This is a genomic window from Marinicella pacifica (genome assembly GCF_014636635.1).
Classification (GTDB): domain Bacteria; phylum Pseudomonadota; class Gammaproteobacteria; order Xanthomonadales; family Marinicellaceae; genus Marinicella; species Marinicella pacifica.
In genome coordinates this window covers 1-18,247 of record NZ_BMEO01000019.1, presented here as the reverse complement: position 1 = coordinate 18,247, position 18,247 = coordinate 1, and the positions used below count along the sequence as shown (strand labels likewise).

The window sequence follows — 18,247 nt, the reverse complement described above, 5'->3', positions numbered from 1 at the left end:
TTGGCCAAAAGGCTAAAGTTAACTAAAAACCATTGAAATAAATGGGGCGTTCATATATGTCCTAGATTATTTTGGAGAGGCTTCACAGCGTCCTTCAATATCTGTATGGCTGCGTCTTGAACGTTCATCGAGTACCTCTACCTATCCACAGCCGTTTTTGTGCTTCCACCGTGTTGAGTTACGCGGGGACGGCATTTCACCTTAACCGCACTTCTCGTAAATGAATCATCTGAAGCTTTGCTTGACCAAACATAAGCCTCTCCGGTTCCGAGGTGACTCATTTTGTCTGAGGTCAGATCACTTAATGCTGCATTGGCTTTTTGGATATGCTTTAACCATGCTGGTGAGTTGAATTTGTGCATTATGATCTGTGAGGACAGTTCAATAAGCGATACTGGGACAGACGGTGGATCTTGAGACGCCACCATGATACTCGTACCTTTATGGCGCATCTCTCTCACAACTTCGACTAATCCAGAAACGAGGTCATCGTTCTCGATATATTTATGCGCTTCGTCAAAGACGACGAGCTTGTTGAATGCATTGCCTTTATAAGTGGCCTCAGAGAATATCTGAAGCATTACAACAAACAATCCAAGGGCCTCATCTTTCTCGATGTATTCATCTCGGAGGTCCACGATGATCAAGCGGCCGGGCCAAATCAGATCTTGCAACTTCTGAGAATCATCAATGTATTCACTGGCGAACTGCAAACGGGTTTGAGCCAATTCTTTCAGGTGGTCTGAAAGACCTGAGCTGTCAATTCCATTCCTGATCGCATCCAGAGTGAGGTTGTTGCGCAGACCTCTCATGATGAGATTGATCTGCCTCATATACATACTCTGGCTACCAATAGCTCCCATCAAAAATTTCCAGTGGGCTGCTTTGAGTTCTGCAGCAGAGAAGGCAATCGGTTGCACTTCAATATCCGGGTACTCCTGCCGACGCTGCTCAACTTTGTCAGATGGAGTCAGGATCAGAATATCCTTTAGCGCTTCCGGTTCGGCTTTGTAACGTTCCCGCAGAATATTAATTTCAGCCTCAACAGTATTTGCCCCAACCATGGATGTGAACTCCGGAGCATAATCCTGTGTCGGGCTGTAATGGAAAATGACCGTGGACAATGGACTCGGGAGAACATTGATATTAGGAATCGGCATGCTGGCCATTTCAATCGCAGTTCCGAGCGTGTAGCTTTTACCTCCGCCCTGTACTCCAAACAGACTGATTGTATGCGTGTGGTTTAGGTCAAGAGCTACTTTGCGACCTGAGACTTCGCCAAGTAGGCCGTACTGGGGTGAATCCGATGTAACGCCAAGCATCACATCATATTTAACCTTTGAGGACGGTTCTTTTTCTGTCGGTGGTACCGGGTCAGGCATATCAACCAGCACATCTTCAGGTTCGGCCGCTACAATGTTTTCTGGCTCTGGCTCTGGCTCTTCAGCCTCCGGTGTATCGTTTGTCTGCTCAGAAATCGAATCCTTCGGAGTGTTACCTGTTTCATCTGCAGGTTCGGGCTCTACCGGATTCTCTGGCTCCACAGGCTGGTTCTCAAACTTCGGTTGGGAATCGTCCGCGTCTTCGGCTTCATCTTCAACGTCGACGACCAGCTCATCGATGGTTGTAGTTCTTTCTCTTTTGGGTGTGAGAAAGGCTGCAGTCTCAAGACGTGGGACTTCCGGAATCGCCAGCTCAGCTAATGTTGCGCTACTTTCATCGGCTAAATCCTCAAATGCTTCGGATAAACTCAAAGAACAATTATCCAACAAAGCTTGAACCAGATTCTTTCCTATCCGATGGAATTCAATGCCCACTTCATTGTCAGGTGCATCGGTTCCGTCTTTCTCGAAATCAAAGATGATGGCACTTCGCCTGAATTGGAGGGAGTATCCTTTTTCAATGGTATCCAAGAACAGCCGCGCCTCATCAGCAGCATCATTCTCAAATATTTTATATCTAAGCGCTCGCTCCAGATAGAATCTCAACAGGAGTGCCAATTCGCGGCTTTTCAATAATCTGTCAGGGCGGTCATTCTTCTTGAGTGCAGGGTCGAAGTGGCGCTGAATAATTCGTTCGCTCTGATTAATCTGACCGCTGATGCGCTCCTTCAGCTGATTAAAGGCTGAAAAATCTCCAACATCGGAATAACATTTAACCTCAACCAGATTGCAGGTGATTGTTCTTGAGGTCAGGTCCAGATCGAACAGCGCAAGATCGGTTCTTTGTAAGCTGACTGAATCTTCAACCTCATCTCCGCTGGATGACTTGTACAAATCGGTATGAGCATCGAGAGGGATGATTATCTGATTTGCAAGGGCTCCCTGATACTCCAGATACAACCGGGCCAGTGCAAGTCCGAGAGCTTCCTTCTGCTGTGTATCCGCAGAAATCAGTTTCAAAGCCAGTTGGCCGGATAGCGACCTTAAATGAGCAAGGATTGCCACCGTTTGATTCTGATCAGCAGTGAGCCCGTGAATTTCCAGTACAGGGCGTAGCATCGCTTCAAGCTCATCGGTAGAGCGGGAGGAAATAATCAGATTGTGTGTTGTATGAGCGCTGGTGCCCGGGACAAAATCAATCAGGTAGTCGGGGCGATTCTTCCTGCCTCCGTGATCAAAGAACTCAATCCCCATATTGCGATCAATTGTGAATACCCAATCGCTCACCTGATGGATCTGGTAAATGAGCTCTCTTTCCTTTGAATCAAGACCGAGTGTAATAACAGGAACTCCCGCAAAATTAGCCCCGGTTGTGGCAACGGCAGAAATAGCCGAGCAGATCTTCGCCGTTAGGTTGGTTAGCAAGTCATAGCAGCTCGAATTACCCGGCTGCAAATTTGTACCTATACGCGGGCTTTTCTGCCAGAAGGTTCCGCTTTCATCATCAATGAAATTATCGTCATAGTCCTGGATAAGGCCGTAAAGTGGAGGGAATCCTTTCTTGACCGGGCTGACTGAAATTTCCTCTGCCGGAAATACATCCAGCAAAATACTCAGATGAGCAGCGAACTTATCCGCATCCGCATGGAACTCGGCATTGTGATGCTTTGCGAGGCTCATCTTTGAAAAAAGATGGTTGCCTGTGGATATTGAGAATGCATCAGAAGAATCGTACTTTCCTGCGGTCCCGGGCTTTAATAATTGCTCAAGAGTGTCTCCGAGAGTTGGCGACTCAGGATCTGAAGAAAAGAGATTCAGGTTATATCTCAGACTCTTGAATTCGTTCTTATGCTGAAGAGCCATCAAAGCCTCGGCAATAACGCTTCCTGAGCCGGGGTTAAAAACATTGATAGATAGTTCACGGACATAAGGGTGCTGTGAGAGATAGCGTTCAATTTTTTCAGCGATCACTGTGCCGTTGACGTCGGTCCCGACTGTGGCTGGTTCTGGCAGTCCAAGAGCCGCGCAAAGCTCAGCGATCAGTCCACGAGTGTTATCTTCAGTTGCAGGAGCGCAAACACACCAGAACGGATTTAGGTTGTCTACCGCTGTAAAAACACGTCCATCTTCAACGGGTATACCCACGGGGAAATTGACAGCCTGCAGTCCTTCAAGGAGGGCCGTTCTAACTGCAGGAAGATAGTCCTTGCCATCGGTCAATATTTGTTGAATCCATTCTTGAGCAAGCGTTGACCAGCTGAGCAGCCACAACACTCTCAAAGGATGCGTAGGAGCAACAAAAAGAGCTTCTCGGTGCTTGCCTCTGAAATCAGTCAAAACGACGTGCACCGAATCAACCGCAAGAATGTTCTTAAGCTCTATTAAAGCAGACTGTCTGTCGGCTCCGGCGTTGTGTTCTGCATTGCGCATAATGCTTTTAATCAGATCGAAATATGATTCAGCGTAAGCGAGGCAGAGCTCCTTATTTTCCTCGAAGGAAAACCCCTGACAGATCAATTCCGAACTACCGTTTCTTATAGCATCAAACAAAAGTTCACGAGCTGAAAGGAAGGACTGCATCGCAGCAGAAGAAGGTAGTTTCAGACCAATCTCACTCGGTAGCTCCGGCGTACTCAGATTGATCTGCATTCTCCAGCCGGAAGGGTGTTTAGGTTCGGCAAGAATCCGTTGTTCGATTGATTTCAGAATCCGGGAAATCGGAATCCGCATGGCACCCTCGCGCCCAAATTTAACAACAAGCAACTCTTGTTTTGAATTACGTTTCGTCTTGCCACCTTCGGACCAGTTTATGTCCGATATACAAACATCAGCCGGATCTCTATCATCCCCCAAAGCTGTCAGCTGGAGTTTGATTTTGGCATGCTCAAGACTCTTCTCAAACGGGATTGCCCTTTGCGGAGGCTCTTCCTCGAGACTGCCGCCGGGCAAAACATAAAAGGGTTCACTTTGGAACGGCCGTATGGAATCTTCACCATCCCCCGAATCATTCATGGGGACTGGATCTCCCTCAGCCGTCCAAGGCAATACTCGTATGTAGTGCCAGCCTTCTTCAAAGTCGATTTTGTTCAGTTTGGTGAGACTCACAGTACAATTTGTGCGCTTGGGATTCCACGCCTTTACCTTTTTCGATTTTCCGACTGGGCCTCCGGCTTGTGACATGATTTGAACAGTAAAGTGATCCAGCCCGTTAATCATTTTGGGATGCGGATTTACATCGAAGACCACATTCATTTTTCTGCGGTCATTAGGCACCAATACCTGCTGACCAATCAGTCCGCTCAGGGTGTCGTCACTTTCATCGGCCGCAATTGCAGGCAAGTCTGTCGAGTCAACATTGAGATCAATTTTGTCCAGAGCAATTTCTTCAGCAAACGCCCATTTGTCGAAAGAAACATCCCACCAGTTTTTCTCCAAAGCGATTCGCCTTGTCCAGTTTTCCGGCTCGTGGACATCATGCTTGTCGAAAAAGTTAATGAGTGAAGCAGCCAATTTTTTATCTTGGAGCCCGAGCTCAGCCACTCTGCCGCGAATGGACTTGTGGGAATTTGCTAAAATACGGACAGAATCAATGTTCCTATGGATTTTTCCAGATACGTGCGCAGGGTCTTCAAACAATTTGAAGTCAGGGATTAAAGCGAGCTCGTAAAGACTTGCGCCTATCGTCTCACCATCAATACCGTTCTCGAGTGCGGTCAGTAAAAAGCGAACCATGCTGACTTCATCCGCCAAGAACCATTGCTCCTCCAGAAGGATGGAAAAGATGTCTTTTACGGATGCAATTAATGAAACGGGAACGCGCTGCAAAAGCTGTTCGGTCAGCTCCCGGTAAATATCAACAAAAGTTAGCTCTTCAAAAGTGGCCACACCGAAAGAGTCTTCAGCACTGGTTCTAAGAGAGGTAGGTATGAAGACCAGCAGCGGGCTTCTTAACTCACCATCCTCCTGAGGATTTCGCAGCTCCACCAGCTTGGTTGAGGTGATCAGGTGCTTCTTCTCTGCTGAGTGCGTATGACTCAAGATAAAGATATTGCCGTTCGGGAACTGTTTTCTGAGCTCCAGACAGAGGGTTTCCATAATATCATCATCAAGGTCAGTGACCCGCATACAATGACCCGGGGCTCTCTCCTGAAGGATTTGGCTTATTTTCGGACACAGGAGGGCTGTAACAGCATTGTTTATTTTTTCCTGTGTTAACTCTATAAATGCGTTACTCATGCCTGTCTCTCATTCGAATTATTCTGACCTCCTCGGGTAATCTGATACCTGGGTGTAACCTTTTGGGTTATGTAGGCATCAGACAGGTCTTCATAGAATCCAATCTCTCGCAGGCGTCGTTTAAACGCCTCTAAATTCAATCTCAATGCTCGTTTGTCGAGGATACTGGAGCCCTGTGAAGATGGTGGAACCCGGTCGATGCAGATTCCATATCGCTCAAACAGAAACACCAAGAGCTCTTCAATTTGAAGCTCTCTGGTTACAAAGGCATTGTCCTTTTGGGTTAACACTGCCAACTGCAACAACACTTCAAGCAGCTTGCTACCAAGAACAAACCGGCGTGGGCTTCCTTTGGTGCGGGCCTGAGCGAGCAAGCCTGTGTCTTTATTTTTCAAAAGTAAAGAATCCAGACACTCGGTGATGTACTGTTTGTGGTATTTGCCACGATAGGCCATCAGGATTTCGATAAAGGAATCAAAATCACTTAGTCCCATGGCTGTTACGTCACGGATCTCCGGATCAACATCATCCGAGCCGCTGGATGATTCTTCAATCAAACTAGCTAAGCGAAATTTAAAGTACGCCTCCCGGTCTGTGGCATATTTAGGGCCGAGCAGCTCAACAAGGTCTCCGACACTGAAAGACCCGCTTGCCGGAGCGGTGAGTTTCCCGGTCTTTTTGCTGAGATACTCCGCCATTTCATCCAGCTTCTTGACGGTATAGTTGGCCTGCACAAAAGCTGGGATTTGCCGGTAGAAACGATCCGCTGATTTTCGAGCCATTTCGGCCATGTGCGGATTATTGGCATCCCCCATATCCACTAACATCGCAATCTTGTAAGGGCATCCCTCAAGAGCCTTTGTTTGATCCGTTTTTACCGGACACTCACCGGTTGTGCATAATGGGTTCCCGGACTGTTGCTTCACTACCTTTGGCAATATGTTCAATAGCTTCAACTGATAAATCGAGAGGTGGAAGGCTATCAGGGTTTTGATGTAGTCAACCAGAACCGATCTTGGGATGTAGGGTTCATAGGCCAGAATTCTCAAAATATCATCCGCAAGAATATCGGCTTGTCCGATACACATGGGGCTCACGCGATTAGGCTCTTTTGAGTCCTTCATGTCCTGCGTGACCTGATGATCCAGACGGAGGAGCGCCTGCGTCTCTACATCAACAGAAACATTGGGATCGTACTTGTCGGTAACCAGATCGATACCCGGGAAAAAGAAGCGTTTCAGTGCATCTCTGGCGGCCTGACCTTTCCCTTTTCTTGCATAAAACAGCATCCAGTAGATCTGTTCGGAAGCACCATAATCTCTGGTGTGTTTTGAATTCCGGAACTTGTAGGTGTTTCCATGAAGCGGTCTTGGGGCTGCAACGGCCTGATTCGCTTTCCCTCGGTTTACAACGTCCATCAAATCGGTTTCGATCCATTTTCGTACTATTTCAGGATATCGATCAAAACCAGAAAACCACTCTGGATGCTCAAGAAAATCATCCAAAAACTCTTCTATGGTTAAATCCCCTCCGCGTGGTGGCCGACGACTGCCATATCCATCATACTTAAGACGAGGGAATAATAGGGTCAATACACGATCCATTTCGGTATGATTAAACTCAAGGAATGTTACTTTGGGTGTTCTAAACTCTTTATCTCTGCCTTTTATTGGCATGGTATTCCTCCACTTTTTCTGAGACAGTAAGATTAAGAACCCCACTGTGCTTACGCTCTATCTCATAAAAACGATGTCCAGTTTCCGTAAGAAGGACTTCCTGATAGGGAGCTGATGAAAGTACGTTTTTAAACACAGATAAACTCATATAAAAACCTTCTTCTTCCTCTACTCTTGGTCGATAACCATCATTCAGCCGCATAAGCATTTCATACACATCAAGGTGTATAGTCAGGTTGGCCGTGTGCCCATCACCCGAGTCATAATGCAGGGTGATATTTTGCGGGAAGGTCTCAAGGAACGGGTGAGCGATGACCCCGGCCTGTGACTGGAATGAGAATCGGCTTCCGTCAAACAGACGGTAGCTTCGTATGGTTCCTTTTTCGACTTTTCGAACCCGCAGCGCCAGTTGCAGACCAAGCCTGTCCGGGTTGCTTAATCCTTCACCGCGATTGATGGCCATGAGTATCCGCTTGATGGACTCATCGCTGCTGTCATCGCTATGTATGGTGTCGATAAACTGATCGAGCGTTTTATACGGCAGCATCGCTTTCCATTGTTCTTCATCGCGGCATTCGAAGAAATGCTTCCGGCGCATGTGGCTCAGGTAATTCTGGTGCTTAGATATGTGATGATTCCGCCTCTTAATTGAGAAATCCCGTGGGAGATTATTAAACAGCAGCCCGATAAGCTCCTCATCATATGTCGGCCTCACTCCAAAATTGAATCGGGACATCTTCTTGTGATCCGGACTTAAAAAGCCCAGCTCCCGATCCAGAGCCGGATTGCTGACCTGCGCCACATCGATTTCCTGCAACAGTTTAATCAAACGGTCGGCGTTATCTTTGTAGCCCGCTATCCATGAATTAAAGTAATAGCCCTCTAAAATCCGGTTCCAGCTCGCTTCGCCACCATTTTGATACAGCTGATGGATACCATCGCAGTCTTCAGTGCCAACCAGCATGTATGCCAAGGCTGACCGAAGATCACGCATGGTGATGTGCAGTCTCCCGCGAAGGTGCGTAATCGTGTAGAGTTTTTCCAGCCGCTCTGTAATTTTCGGACCAGCAGTCGGGTCTTGGAAGGTGGATGCATTATGGTAGGCGTAACATTTGCCTTTCAGATCACACTCTTCACAGGCAGACCAATATTCCGGCTGCGTCATTCTATTGATTAGGCGCTTCAGGATTGAGCCATTGCCATCGCCAGCATCAGAAACGACGGAACGTAGGTTCAGGTTGATGACCGACACACCAGATTCCGGTTGTTTGCCTGCCAGTCCCTGCTGAACCATTGCGGCCAGCTCCGGGAAGTCTTTTTCATGTTCCAAAAAGAAGTCCACGAGGCGACCTTCATTGATCGCAATAATTCGTGTCTGGTTGGTGGGCCATGAATCTGGACTTTTGCCTTTGAATGGGCTGAAAAACTTCAGCAACACATCATCGTTTTGCTCGTCGCCTTCGTCCTGACTGCCGTCATAGTTGCTCTGGAAGGTATGACCTTTTAATTGAAAAACAGCGCCATTCGCGCCACGCTGGAATTGCGCACCAACACGTTCGGCTTCACTTTCAAATTGCTGAATGAAGGCCGTCTTACCGTCACCGGCGTTACCACTAATAACCACCAGTCTGAAATCCCCCCGAAGCAATGCGGGCTTCAGTTTTTCATCCAGATAGGTTGAGACATACGTTGCCTTGCCGATATCATCAAGCCCCCGCGTACCAGCATTGGATATCTGGCTCTGACTGTAGAGTGTCAGCAGATGGCTGACATAAGGATTGAAATTAGGTCGATCAGCCTTGAAGCCCAGCTTGGATACCGCCTTCGGCGTTGCGGTTAGTTCGCCAGTTGTCATCAGAGAACGGTATTTCCCATTCAACGCTTCCAGCTCGGCCAGCATCTCAAGCGGTTTCTGGTAACGATCCTTTCTTTCTGGAGCGATCAACTTGTGAAGCACCTTAACGAGCCCGGAGCTCAAGTCTGAACAGCCTTTGAACTGTTTAATCTCTCTCGGCTGCTTTTTCGGTGGAGGCGTCATCTCCTCAAACGGGTATGCGCCACCGGTTAAGCATTCATAAAAGGTGACCCCAAGGGCATACAGATCCCGGTCGATTCGATCTTCAGCCGAAGGCTCCCCGGAAAGGTCATAGTCCGGAGGCAGGTATCTTCGTGTGCCACCACCGCCTTGAACGTCATCGTTTTCGGACACGGCCACATTGAAATCAATGATTCGAACGCCCTTATCGGTCCATAGCAGGTTCGATGGCTTCATGTCCTGATGGTAGACGCCATTTTTATGCAGGTGATCCAAGCCTTTTGCCGACTGCATGATAATCTGAACCGCATCGTTGAGAGATAATGCTTCAGCATCAATCAGGTCGGACACATCAAGCCCTTCAACGTATTCAAAAACGATGTAGGGAGTCTGCTTCTTGTCACTGAAACGGTCAGCCCAGACAACCTTTACCACATGCGGATGTTCCGGAAGCTGCGTCAGGGTCTTATATTCTCGGCGCAGTCGCTCATACACGCTGCGTCGGTCTCGGGTGATCATCTTAATGACCCGGACCACGTCACCAAAGGAATCAAACACTTTGTAGACAACGCCAAATCCGCCACTGCCCAGTTTTTCCTGTACGCGGAAACGGTCTGCCAGCACATCATCTCTTTGCAGAGATGTCAGGTCTTCAGGAACAACTGGCAGTGCATCGCTGGAAACATCCTCGGCCGATTCGTCTTTGGCTTCAGGAAGGATAATGGCATCCAACCCTTTGCGGGCCACGGCCGCACTGGAATGCCGGTCTTCAGGGTCAAATTCACAAAATTTCTGCAGCCAGGCATCGAAGCCTTTCGGCAGGTCGGTTTTCACTTCCGACGGCGGAATGGGAAACTTGCCGTCGGCTTCCATCATCTGATCGATGTTTTCAAAAGCCTGTTCGCCAGTGATCAGTTCGTAAAAAATCAGGCCCACGGAGTAGAGGTCTGAAGCGATGCTGGCCTCGGTGGGCTGGCGGTAACACTCCGGTGACTGATAGGCACTATCCAAATCTTCAACAATCTGATCGGCGATGGTGCTGGTTCTGTTTTTGCCAACCCGGGCAAAATCAAATCCTGTCACCCGGGCCTGTCCGCCTTTGGTCACCACAATGGCATCCGGCGTCAGGTTGCGGTGAATCACCTCATGCTTATGGGCGTGGTCCAGAGCGGAGAGAACATTCCGCATGATCTCCAGCTTCTGGTCAAAAGTCAGTGCCAGCGTGCTTTTTTTGATATGCTGCCGAAGCGCCTGTCCGGGCAAATCTTCGGTCACCAGAACAACCCGGTCTTCCTCATCCAATACAAAGAGGTCCTTGACCGCAAGGATGTTGGCGTGGGTCGGCATATGCGCTACCGCACGGTAAGCATTGCTGATTTTTTTGAATTCCTCTTTCCGGTCTGCTTCATCCTGATACGGATCGGCCTGATACACCCTTAAACGGGCCATGCCGCCGGTTTTACCCAACAGGCTGTGCTTGGCCCGGTATTCGGTATAGTGGTCATCACCGCCGAGTTTTTCTTCAACCTGCCAATCCCGGAAAACCAGAGCCGAGCTCTTGGGTTTCGCCTTGCCGGTGATCGCCTTGAAAATCTGGGCATGATGACGCTGAATGTTATCGAGCCGGTGATCGGGTATCCGCTTTTTGTCGGAGAGATAATTGATGCAGTGCTTCAGATCGGTTACGTCCGGTGAATCAATCCCAGCCGGATCGTTCAGTTTGGCATCATCAGCCGTCAACAGCACCACCGCTTGAACATGCGCCTTGCGTAGCTCGGTTAAACCGGGATTGCTGTCCTTGATGATAGAAGCCAAAATTTTTGCATGATTACGGAGTTTGGCCAACGGAGAGTGGAAGGGCTGCCTGCCTTCGGGATACCACTTGGAACCGTAGACATCGATGAGTCCGTGGGTTCCCTTGACATCCACCAGATATACGGCGTGAGGTGACATCACAGCCAGATCAATTTCAAACACCTCCTCTCCCTGACGGAGCTCAAAGTTGTGAAACAGCATCCAACTGTCGGGGAGGTTGTCGCGCAGCAAGCCAATAGCTTTACGTTCGGCATCATTCGCCGGGATTCCGCTGATCTCCGTAATCACCTTAGCCATTAGCGTCCTCCCTCTTTGATGGTTCGTTCAACCAGAATACGAGCTTCATCTTCAAGTTGCTGAGCTTCAGCTCTATCTCTTCCAGCTTTCCAAACCATATCGTTGACCTCTTCTTCAAACTCAGATTCACCCCGAGGAATAAGGAGCTTTTGGACATCAGAAACAGATAGGTGTGGAATAGAACTTCCGGCAGCTGTTCGAATGAGCTGACGGTAACCCACATCGGTCAGGAACAGGTAGGCATACAGATACCCCGGAAGGATGGAGGCGTTCTGCGCACTTATTCTGATAACATCAACCGATACACAGGCGCTATTGAATCGACTGTCAGCCCAGACACCTCGACCGATAATCCCACCCACTTGGCCACTTCGAGCCAAAAGGAGATCACCTTCTTGGGTAGCCCAGCTATTATCGTCTGGTAGCAGCCTCCTCGAAAGAAACCTTGATGGCGCATATATTTGTCTAAATATCTCACCACTGGTCAAAAATGGTTCGCCAAATTCTTGCTCGACAAATACCTGTTTGAGTCGGCCTGTCTCACCAAAGGAGACTCCAAGATCAATGAGATAATCCTTGGCAGGAATAGCATCTATGAGACGATCGCTTTCTTGTGCAATTCCGTCATGAAAAGTGGCTTCCATCCTCGCCATAACATTGTTGGAAGATGCGACTGCGCATGAAAAATTCCGATGAGAAAGAGCCAACTTTTCAGGCAAACCAAAGGTTTCATTAACCTTGATTCCAGCCTGTTTTAGAAGAGCGGTTGCCTCAACACGTAAATCTGCAGCCCTTTGAACTAATTCATGTGCTTGGTTTTCGATATCACCCAGACGAGGAACTGGCAGATCTGAAATGTGGTGAGGTTCGATACTTTGGATGATTGAGCCATAGGTCCCTGATATCACCAAAGGCACACCAAACATGCTTGAAAGGTAGGCATAAATAAAGCCAGGCTTTACCTTGTCTTCGTCCGGCACGACTCGCATCACATGTTCTGAACAGGCAAGCCCGTCCATTCCAGAATGAGCATAAGCCATTCTTCCTATGGTTCCAGACCTCGTTATGAGAGTCCAACCCTCACCAATCTTAAAGTTAGGGTTTGCTTCAACCTGCTTTTTTGAAATCAGATTAATATGGGAAAGATCCGCAGCTAAAATATCCGTACTTCCCATGAAAGGTACCCCATGCTCTGGAGATTCAACCCATGTACGACTTTCTCGCCCGGCGTGGTAAATTCCAGAGACCAAATCATTCAAAGCTTCCTTTGCTGAGGGTAGACTATTTAATAACTCTCTTGCCTCAACGGCTCCAGACATATAAGGACCACAGTCAAGGCGTCGTCCATCTGTTTCCAACCATCTGCTGGGAATTGTCTTTACTTGAAATTTTCTACTCATACTGACACCTCGCCGGTTTCCATGAATTCTTTAAATTTGTCTGCCACAAGAGGAAGTTCATCGTGAATTTTGCGGTCCCTTCGGGTAGTCCGGCGAATTTGCACCTCACCGCCCACACGGACACGTTCGACCACCTCTTCTTCAAAAATGAGCTCTTCACCATCTGGCGCTCGCTCAAAGAGCTGGTTCCCTCGGGAATCCACACCGGCCCGATCCACAACGGCCATGAAGACCTTGTACTCGGGGTGTTCCGTATTGATAAGCTCTTCAGTGCTCCGGCGGCGCAATACCAAAAGGCTCGGCAAGGCAGGTGTCAGGCCGTATTCCTTCACAGTCACCTTGAACGGCTCTACGGGCAGATCGACACTGGCCAGCACTTCACAGTGCCGCAGTATCCACCAGCGTACATATTCATCCCCGGGATTCCCCAGCACACCATCGGGCAGCAAAATGGCAACACGACCGGTTCCGGGTCTTACCCATTTCAGCGCTCGTTCAATAAACAGGATTTCTGGAGGGACACCGGCGGAGTTGATATCACCGGAATTGACGTATCCGGTGCCGCCTTCTTCCTTGTTCCAGACTTTGCCCAGTTCATAGGAACTCAGGATCGATTCATCGGTAACGGTGTCTTTGGTTGAAAACCATGGATTCAGCAGAACCATGTCCATGCTCTCGAGCGGAATAGCTGTCCGGGCTGCTTCAACGCCATCGAGATCGCCCTCCGGAAATGTCCGGGCATCCAATCTGAAAACGCGGCCGGGACTTCCCACAGTAAAGAGCAAGTTCATACGGCTGGTGACCGTAAGATACGGGTCAATTTCACATCCAAGCGCTTTGGTACCGACCCATTCGGCAGTCTGATTCTGCGCTTCAACAATCTGTTCGGCGGTCGCTTCTTCAGGCGTGGTTCCAGCATCGGCAAGATATTGGTTGAAGACATGCGTTGCAGCCATGGCCAAAAAGGTACCCGTTCCGCTGGAGCAGTCCATCACTCGGTCTGTTGCTTTCGGATCAAGCATTCTGACCGCCATCTCGGCCACATTTAGCGGAGTGGGATAGCGACCTTCGCGGCCGTCCATTACATTACGGGCCATTGCCCTGAACGCATCGGTACGGTATCGAGGCAATGTTTCGCTCAAATTGTATCTGGCAAGCTCCATCACCACCCGGGCCGTTTCGTTGGCCTCGAGAGTCAGATCCCATCCACGGGCAAGGAGGTTGGGCTGCCATGCTTTTGCATCCGTTATGCAGCCAGAGATCCGTTCCTGAATCGCTTGCTGACCCTCTTCGGTGAACGGCTCGTCACCTTTGATCCAGAAGCGTCTGTCAGTTGGGCGCTGGGTCTCGTCAAAGATTTTTGCCAACACCAGAACGGCCAGTTGTTTGAAGGCGTCCTTATGGTCCAGACCGAGGTTTCGGTTCAGATATTGTTTGCAGCGGAGCAGTGCATCCTCTAGATCTTCTGCATCGGCACTGACCTGAATCACACCACCAGTCTGGTCAAGATCAGTGGTGTTTTCTCCGGGAACCGGCCAAACACCGAGGGGCTTAGTGCGGACTTCAAAACGGGTTCGCTCCACCTGAAACAGAAATTCCTCCTGTCCGTTGGTCCACATGCCCAAGGAGACGGAGGTTAACAGTTCGATTAATTCTTTGAGCTGACGGAGATCAGCATCGGCCTCGGTGTGCGATCTGAGCTTGTCTCTCTTCTTTTGCGTTGTGCAGACAATGATTCGCTGGAGGTTGTCGTTGGTATGTTCTCTACCATTGCGGAACAACGCGATATCAATAGTCTTGCGGCCGTGCCCTTGAATTCGCGGGTTGTAACCGACCTCAATGTCAGATCGGTCAAAACCGTAGCTCTCAATCAGCTGCCTTAGGACGCGCTGGACAAGCAACTTTTTAGGAGAAGGCGTCTGTGCCTCACCCGACAATATATCAATAAAGAAATTATCGGGAGCATCCTCTTCGGTTGCTTCAGGCGCTACATCAATGAGTTCTTCATTTTGTTCGCTCATCAGTCATGCTCCCTTAAAAATTCACGATACATTTCCGCAATCACCGGCAGGTCGTTGTCTTCAACCTTTTCATTCCGCGTGAGATTACGTTCAACAATGCGGCCACCGATGCGAAGTTTTTCGATGTATTCTTTGGCCTCAATAATCTCTTCGCCGTCAGGGGTACGTTTGTAGAGTTTGTTACCACGGCGGTCAAAACCAACCTTATCCGCTACAGCCATAAAGACAGGGTATTCTTCCATACCGCCCATTGCTTCGGCATGCTTTTCCTGTTCGCTCTTTCTGCGAAGGAAAAGAAGGCTGGTAAGGATGTTTACATTGGCTTCAGCAATAAAAGCTTCTACCGGAAGGTCTACAGATGCCATGACCTGTGACTCCCGCATGATCCACCAGCGGATGTATTCAGCCGCCGGATTTCCCAATACACCATCAGGCAGAACGATTCCCATCCGTCCGGTGCCGGGCTTCAGCCATTTCAGACAGCGTTCAATAAACAGGATTTCCGGAGCCACGCTGTTTTTAAGTACACCGGTGTTTCTGAAGCCACCATCACCATCCGACTCCCAGTTATGGGCGAGCTCATAGTGTTTAAGGATATTCTTATCCGTGATTGGGATATCAGAGCCGAACGGCGGATTGGTCATCACGACATCAATACTGCCGAATGGAATGTCGTTGGCAGCAGCCTTGTCCTGCAGGTGGCCGTTGGGAAATTCCAGCGAGTTCATGTGATACAGGTGACCGCGACCGTCCCCGGCCATTACCATGTTCATTTGGGATGCTCTTACAAGGAACTGGTCAAAGTCGGAGCCGAAGACCATTTCCCCGGCGTATTCTTTCAGGCGGTCATATACATTCAGGAATTCAGTGGTGTTTTCCGTTCCGGCAGTGGTGCCTTCTTCATCTCTAAATTTTTTCAACATGTGACCGAGGTTGGCCACAAGGAATCCTCCGGTACCACAGGCGGGGTCCAGAACCCGTTCGTTCTCTTTCGGGTCAAGCATCTCTACAACGAGCTTCACAACGCCTCTTGGTGTGAAGTATTGGCCTCTGTCGCCACGCAGGTTGGTGCCTACAATCTCCTGATAGGCGACGCCCTTGGCATCAACATCGGTCCGGGTAAAATCATACTTGGCAAGCTCGGACACCATAAAGGCCAGAGCGCGGTCTGAGAGTGAGATCTCTTCATTGCCCCTGAAGATATTGGGGAACTTGGCTTTCACCTCATTGAAGAGCGGTTCGATTCGTTTGCGGATCTCTTTGCGACCGGCATTATCAAACTGTTCTTTAGGGCCTGCCCAGAAACGACGCTCACCCCGCTTAAAGGTCTCGTCGTGCATTTTGCAGAAGATCAGATAAAGGAACTGCCAGAAGGCAGCATCTTTGGGCATACCCTCATTACCATGAACAAAGTTGTGACAACGACGGAAGGTGACTTTCAGCATGTCGTTGTCGGCAACGCGGGTGCGGGCATCGGAAACGACATCCTTGGTTCCCATGGACTCTTCTGCCATGGGCCAATCCCCGATCGGGTTGCATTTGGTTTCAAATCGTTTCTGTTCTTTTTCTAAAAAGAAGAATTCAAGGCCATTGGTCCAGAGCCCGTATTGGCAGGACTCAACACTTTGTAAAAGCTCTTCAAGGGCTTCCAAATCCGCAGCGGCCTGTTCGAAATAACGAATACGGACGGCTGTTTTTCCTACCTTTGACTCCTGTCGACAGAGGACGATACGGCTGATATTCTCGATTTCATGATCCTTGCCATGATGGAATATGGCAACGTCCGCCTTTTTACGGCCATCAACTTTGAAGTCCCGCGCCATGTCATCCGGGGAAATCCCATACTCATGAATCAAGGCCCGAACGATGCGTTGGCGCACCTCTTCCTTCTTTGTCTCCTTGATTTGTTTCCCGGATATATAATCCAGCAGATACCCTGCTGCGATAGTCTTCTCTGACTGTTTGTTTTTCTTACTCATTATCAAGCCTCCACTGGCAGGGGTTTGTAAATCTTTTCATTCATCGCCTCCCAGATCCTGAGAGCTTGTTTTCTGTTGTTCGATCCACTCGTCAATGTCCTTCTTAGAGAACCTCCATTGACCGCGAACCTTAAAAGCAGGCAATTCCCCAGACTGAGCCATCGAGTAAACGGTCTTCTCTCCAACCTTGAGCAATGCTGCTACATCTTTGATTTTAAATACTTCTTCGTTTTGCATATCACCTCTCCGTAAGGTGTTGATTTGCTCGGGGCACAATTGCCGCAATCTGTGTAATATAGAAAGAACCCATACCAAAAACAACCGCAATATACCATAAGATTCCAAATTTTACCAGATAAATTTCGTGTTGCAAAACACTAAACATTGATGTATATTACAGAGACGAATGAAAAACTGGCAAAATCAGGAGTGCTTGAGTGAAAAATTTCGGTGACACAATCAGGGAGCTGCGGACAGCCCAGGATCTCGGCTTGCGGGAAACTGCAGGTAAGATCGGCATTTCTCCCGCATATCTCAGCCGGATAGAACGTGGCAAGGAGAAGCCACCGAAGCCGGAGGTAATAAAAGCCCTTGCAAAAGAGCTGGCGGCTGACCCGGATGTTCTATTCCGTTTATCGTCTTCCACAGACCCGGAAGTTTCAGATTTTCTAAACGACCAGCCTGAAGTTATGGAGCTTCTAAGATTCATTAAGGATTCCGACTTCACCTCAAAACAGATTGAAAAGCTGCTTGAGGCGGCTAAATCGATTCAGACCGACTCAAAATAACCCTGCCAGTTCCCATTCGTCCGCTCCCCATTGTTCGTAGCTTCGTATTTGTAAGTCCACCCAAGCGTCACCTCACCATAAACATCAATCGCCACCAGAACCCGCGCATAAACACAACGGCCATTCGGGTCGAATGCCTCCAGCCGATCGATGGGCGGCAGATCGAAACCGGGATTAGCGAAGGTCATCAGCTCCCCGTGGACCAGATCCCAATCGCCTTCCGGTTGTGTCATGGCATTTTCGGGGAGCTCGATGGTGTTCTGGGTTTGGGTATCGGCCAGCGGATCAGCGGTGCCGGTGGCCAGTATTGAGCTCTCCGGGACTTCCAAGGCCGGGAATCCCGCTGGCAGTTGGTTAAGCCTGCCCCAAGTGGTGGCGGCTTCGATACTGATGGCCCGGGTGCAGAACCGGTCAAAGGTCCAGAATCCCTTTTTCAGGGTTCCGTAGACAAAAAGCCGGAGATGGTTGTCGTTATTCTTCATGCTTTCACTCCTTCGATAATAATTGAGTAATAATTGAGCAGGTAATAATTGAGGAGGAATAATTGAGAAATAATTGAGGACAGGCATGAAAATCGACAATTTCTTACAAGTCCAATCGATAATCACTACAGATTTT

9 protein-coding genes are annotated in these 18,247 nt (G+C 48.9%); 1 reads left to right on the top strand and 8 read right to left on the bottom strand.

What is annotated here, in order from left to right; translation table 11 throughout:
* Positions 1–137: 137 nt before the first annotated feature.
* From mads8 to mads1, 7 genes are read right to left on the bottom strand one after another with little or no spacing between them, the layout of a single operon-like run.
* Entirely contained in the window at positions 138–5,618 is a 5,481-nt protein-coding gene (mads8, locus tag IEV16_RS12765; protein ID WP_188366112.1) for a methylation-associated defense system ATP-binding protein MAD8, read from the bottom strand.
* A complete protein-coding gene (mads7, locus tag IEV16_RS12760) occupies positions 5,615–7,294 on the bottom strand; it encodes a methylation-associated defense system protein MAD7 (protein WP_188366111.1) in 1,680 nt (559 codons plus the stop codon). The genes mads8 and mads7 overlap by 4 nt, the downstream gene beginning before the upstream one ends.
* Positions 7,272–11,441 (bottom strand): methylation-associated defense system protein kinase MAD6, encoded by a 4,170-nt coding sequence (gene mads6 / locus IEV16_RS12755; RefSeq protein WP_188366110.1) that lies wholly within the window; start codon positions 11,439–11,441, stop codon positions 7,272–7,274. The genes mads7 and mads6 overlap by 23 nt, the downstream gene beginning before the upstream one ends.
* Entirely contained in the window at positions 11,441–12,841 is a 1,401-nt protein-coding gene (gene mads5 / locus IEV16_RS12750; RefSeq protein WP_188366109.1) for a methylation-associated defense system restriction endonuclease subunit S MAD5, read from the bottom strand. The genes mads6 and mads5 overlap by 1 nt, the downstream gene beginning before the upstream one ends.
* Positions 12,838–14,862 (bottom strand): methylation-associated defense system DNA methyltransferase MAD2, encoded by a 2,025-nt coding sequence (gene mads2 / locus IEV16_RS12745; protein WP_188366108.1) that lies wholly within the window; start codon positions 14,860–14,862, stop codon positions 12,838–12,840. The genes mads5 and mads2 (IEV16_RS12745) overlap by 4 nt, the downstream gene beginning before the upstream one ends.
* Entirely contained in the window at positions 14,862–16,841 is a 1,980-nt protein-coding gene (gene mads2 / locus IEV16_RS12740; protein ID WP_188366107.1) for a methylation-associated defense system DNA methyltransferase MAD2, read from the bottom strand. Before mads2 (IEV16_RS12740) ends, mads2 (IEV16_RS12745) begins: the two co-directional genes overlap by 1 nt.
* A 36-nt stretch (positions 16,842–16,877) precedes the next feature.
* On the bottom strand, positions 16,878–17,078 hold the full coding sequence (gene mads1, locus IEV16_RS12735; RefSeq protein WP_188366106.1) for a methylation-associated defense system helix-turn-helix domain-containing protein MAD1: 201 nt from the start codon (positions 17,076–17,078) through the stop codon (positions 16,878–16,880).
* Between the two features lie 200 nt (positions 17,079–17,278).
* Between mads1 and IEV16_RS12730 the strand changes: the two genes are divergently transcribed.
* The gene (locus tag IEV16_RS12730) at positions 17,279–17,629 is read left to right on the top strand and encodes a helix-turn-helix domain-containing protein (RefSeq protein WP_188366105.1); all 351 of its coding nucleotides are present in this window, start codon (positions 17,279–17,281) and stop codon (positions 17,627–17,629) included.
* On the opposite strand, the gene IEV16_RS12725 is transcribed toward IEV16_RS12730, so the two are convergent.
* Positions 17,611–18,247 (bottom strand): gamma-glutamylcyclotransferase family protein (locus IEV16_RS12725; RefSeq protein ID WP_229728356.1); only part of this gene is annotated, 637 nt, incomplete at its 5' end. The two genes, IEV16_RS12730 and IEV16_RS12725, sit on opposite strands and share 19 nt — an antisense overlap.

What these genes read in the sequence shown, in the direction of transcription:
- mads8 (WP_188366112.1), bottom strand. Translation starts at nt 5,618, where the DNA reads ATGAGTAACGCATTTATAGAGTTAACACAGGAAAAAATAAACAATGCT.
- mads7 (WP_188366111.1), bottom strand. Translation starts at nt 7,294, where the DNA reads ATGCCAATAAAAGGCAGAGATAAAGAGTTTAGAACACCCAAAGTAACA.
- mads6 (WP_188366110.1), bottom strand. Translation starts at nt 11,441, where the DNA reads ATGGCTAAGGTGATTACGGAGATCAGCGGAATCCCGGCGAATGATGCC.
- mads5 (WP_188366109.1), bottom strand. Translation starts at nt 12,841, where the DNA reads ATGAGTAGAAAATTTCAAGTAAAGACAATTCCCAGCAGATGGTTGGAA.
- mads2 (WP_188366108.1), bottom strand. Translation starts at nt 14,862, where the DNA reads ATGAGCGAACAAAATGAAGAACTCATTGATGTAGCGCCTGAAGCAACC.
- mads2 (WP_188366107.1), bottom strand. Translation starts at nt 16,841, where the DNA reads ATGAGTAAGAAAAACAAACAGTCAGAGAAGACTATCGCAGCAGGGTAT.
- mads1 (WP_188366106.1), bottom strand. Translation starts at nt 17,078, where the DNA reads ATGCAAAACGAAGAAGTATTTAAAATCAAAGATGTAGCAGCATTGCTC.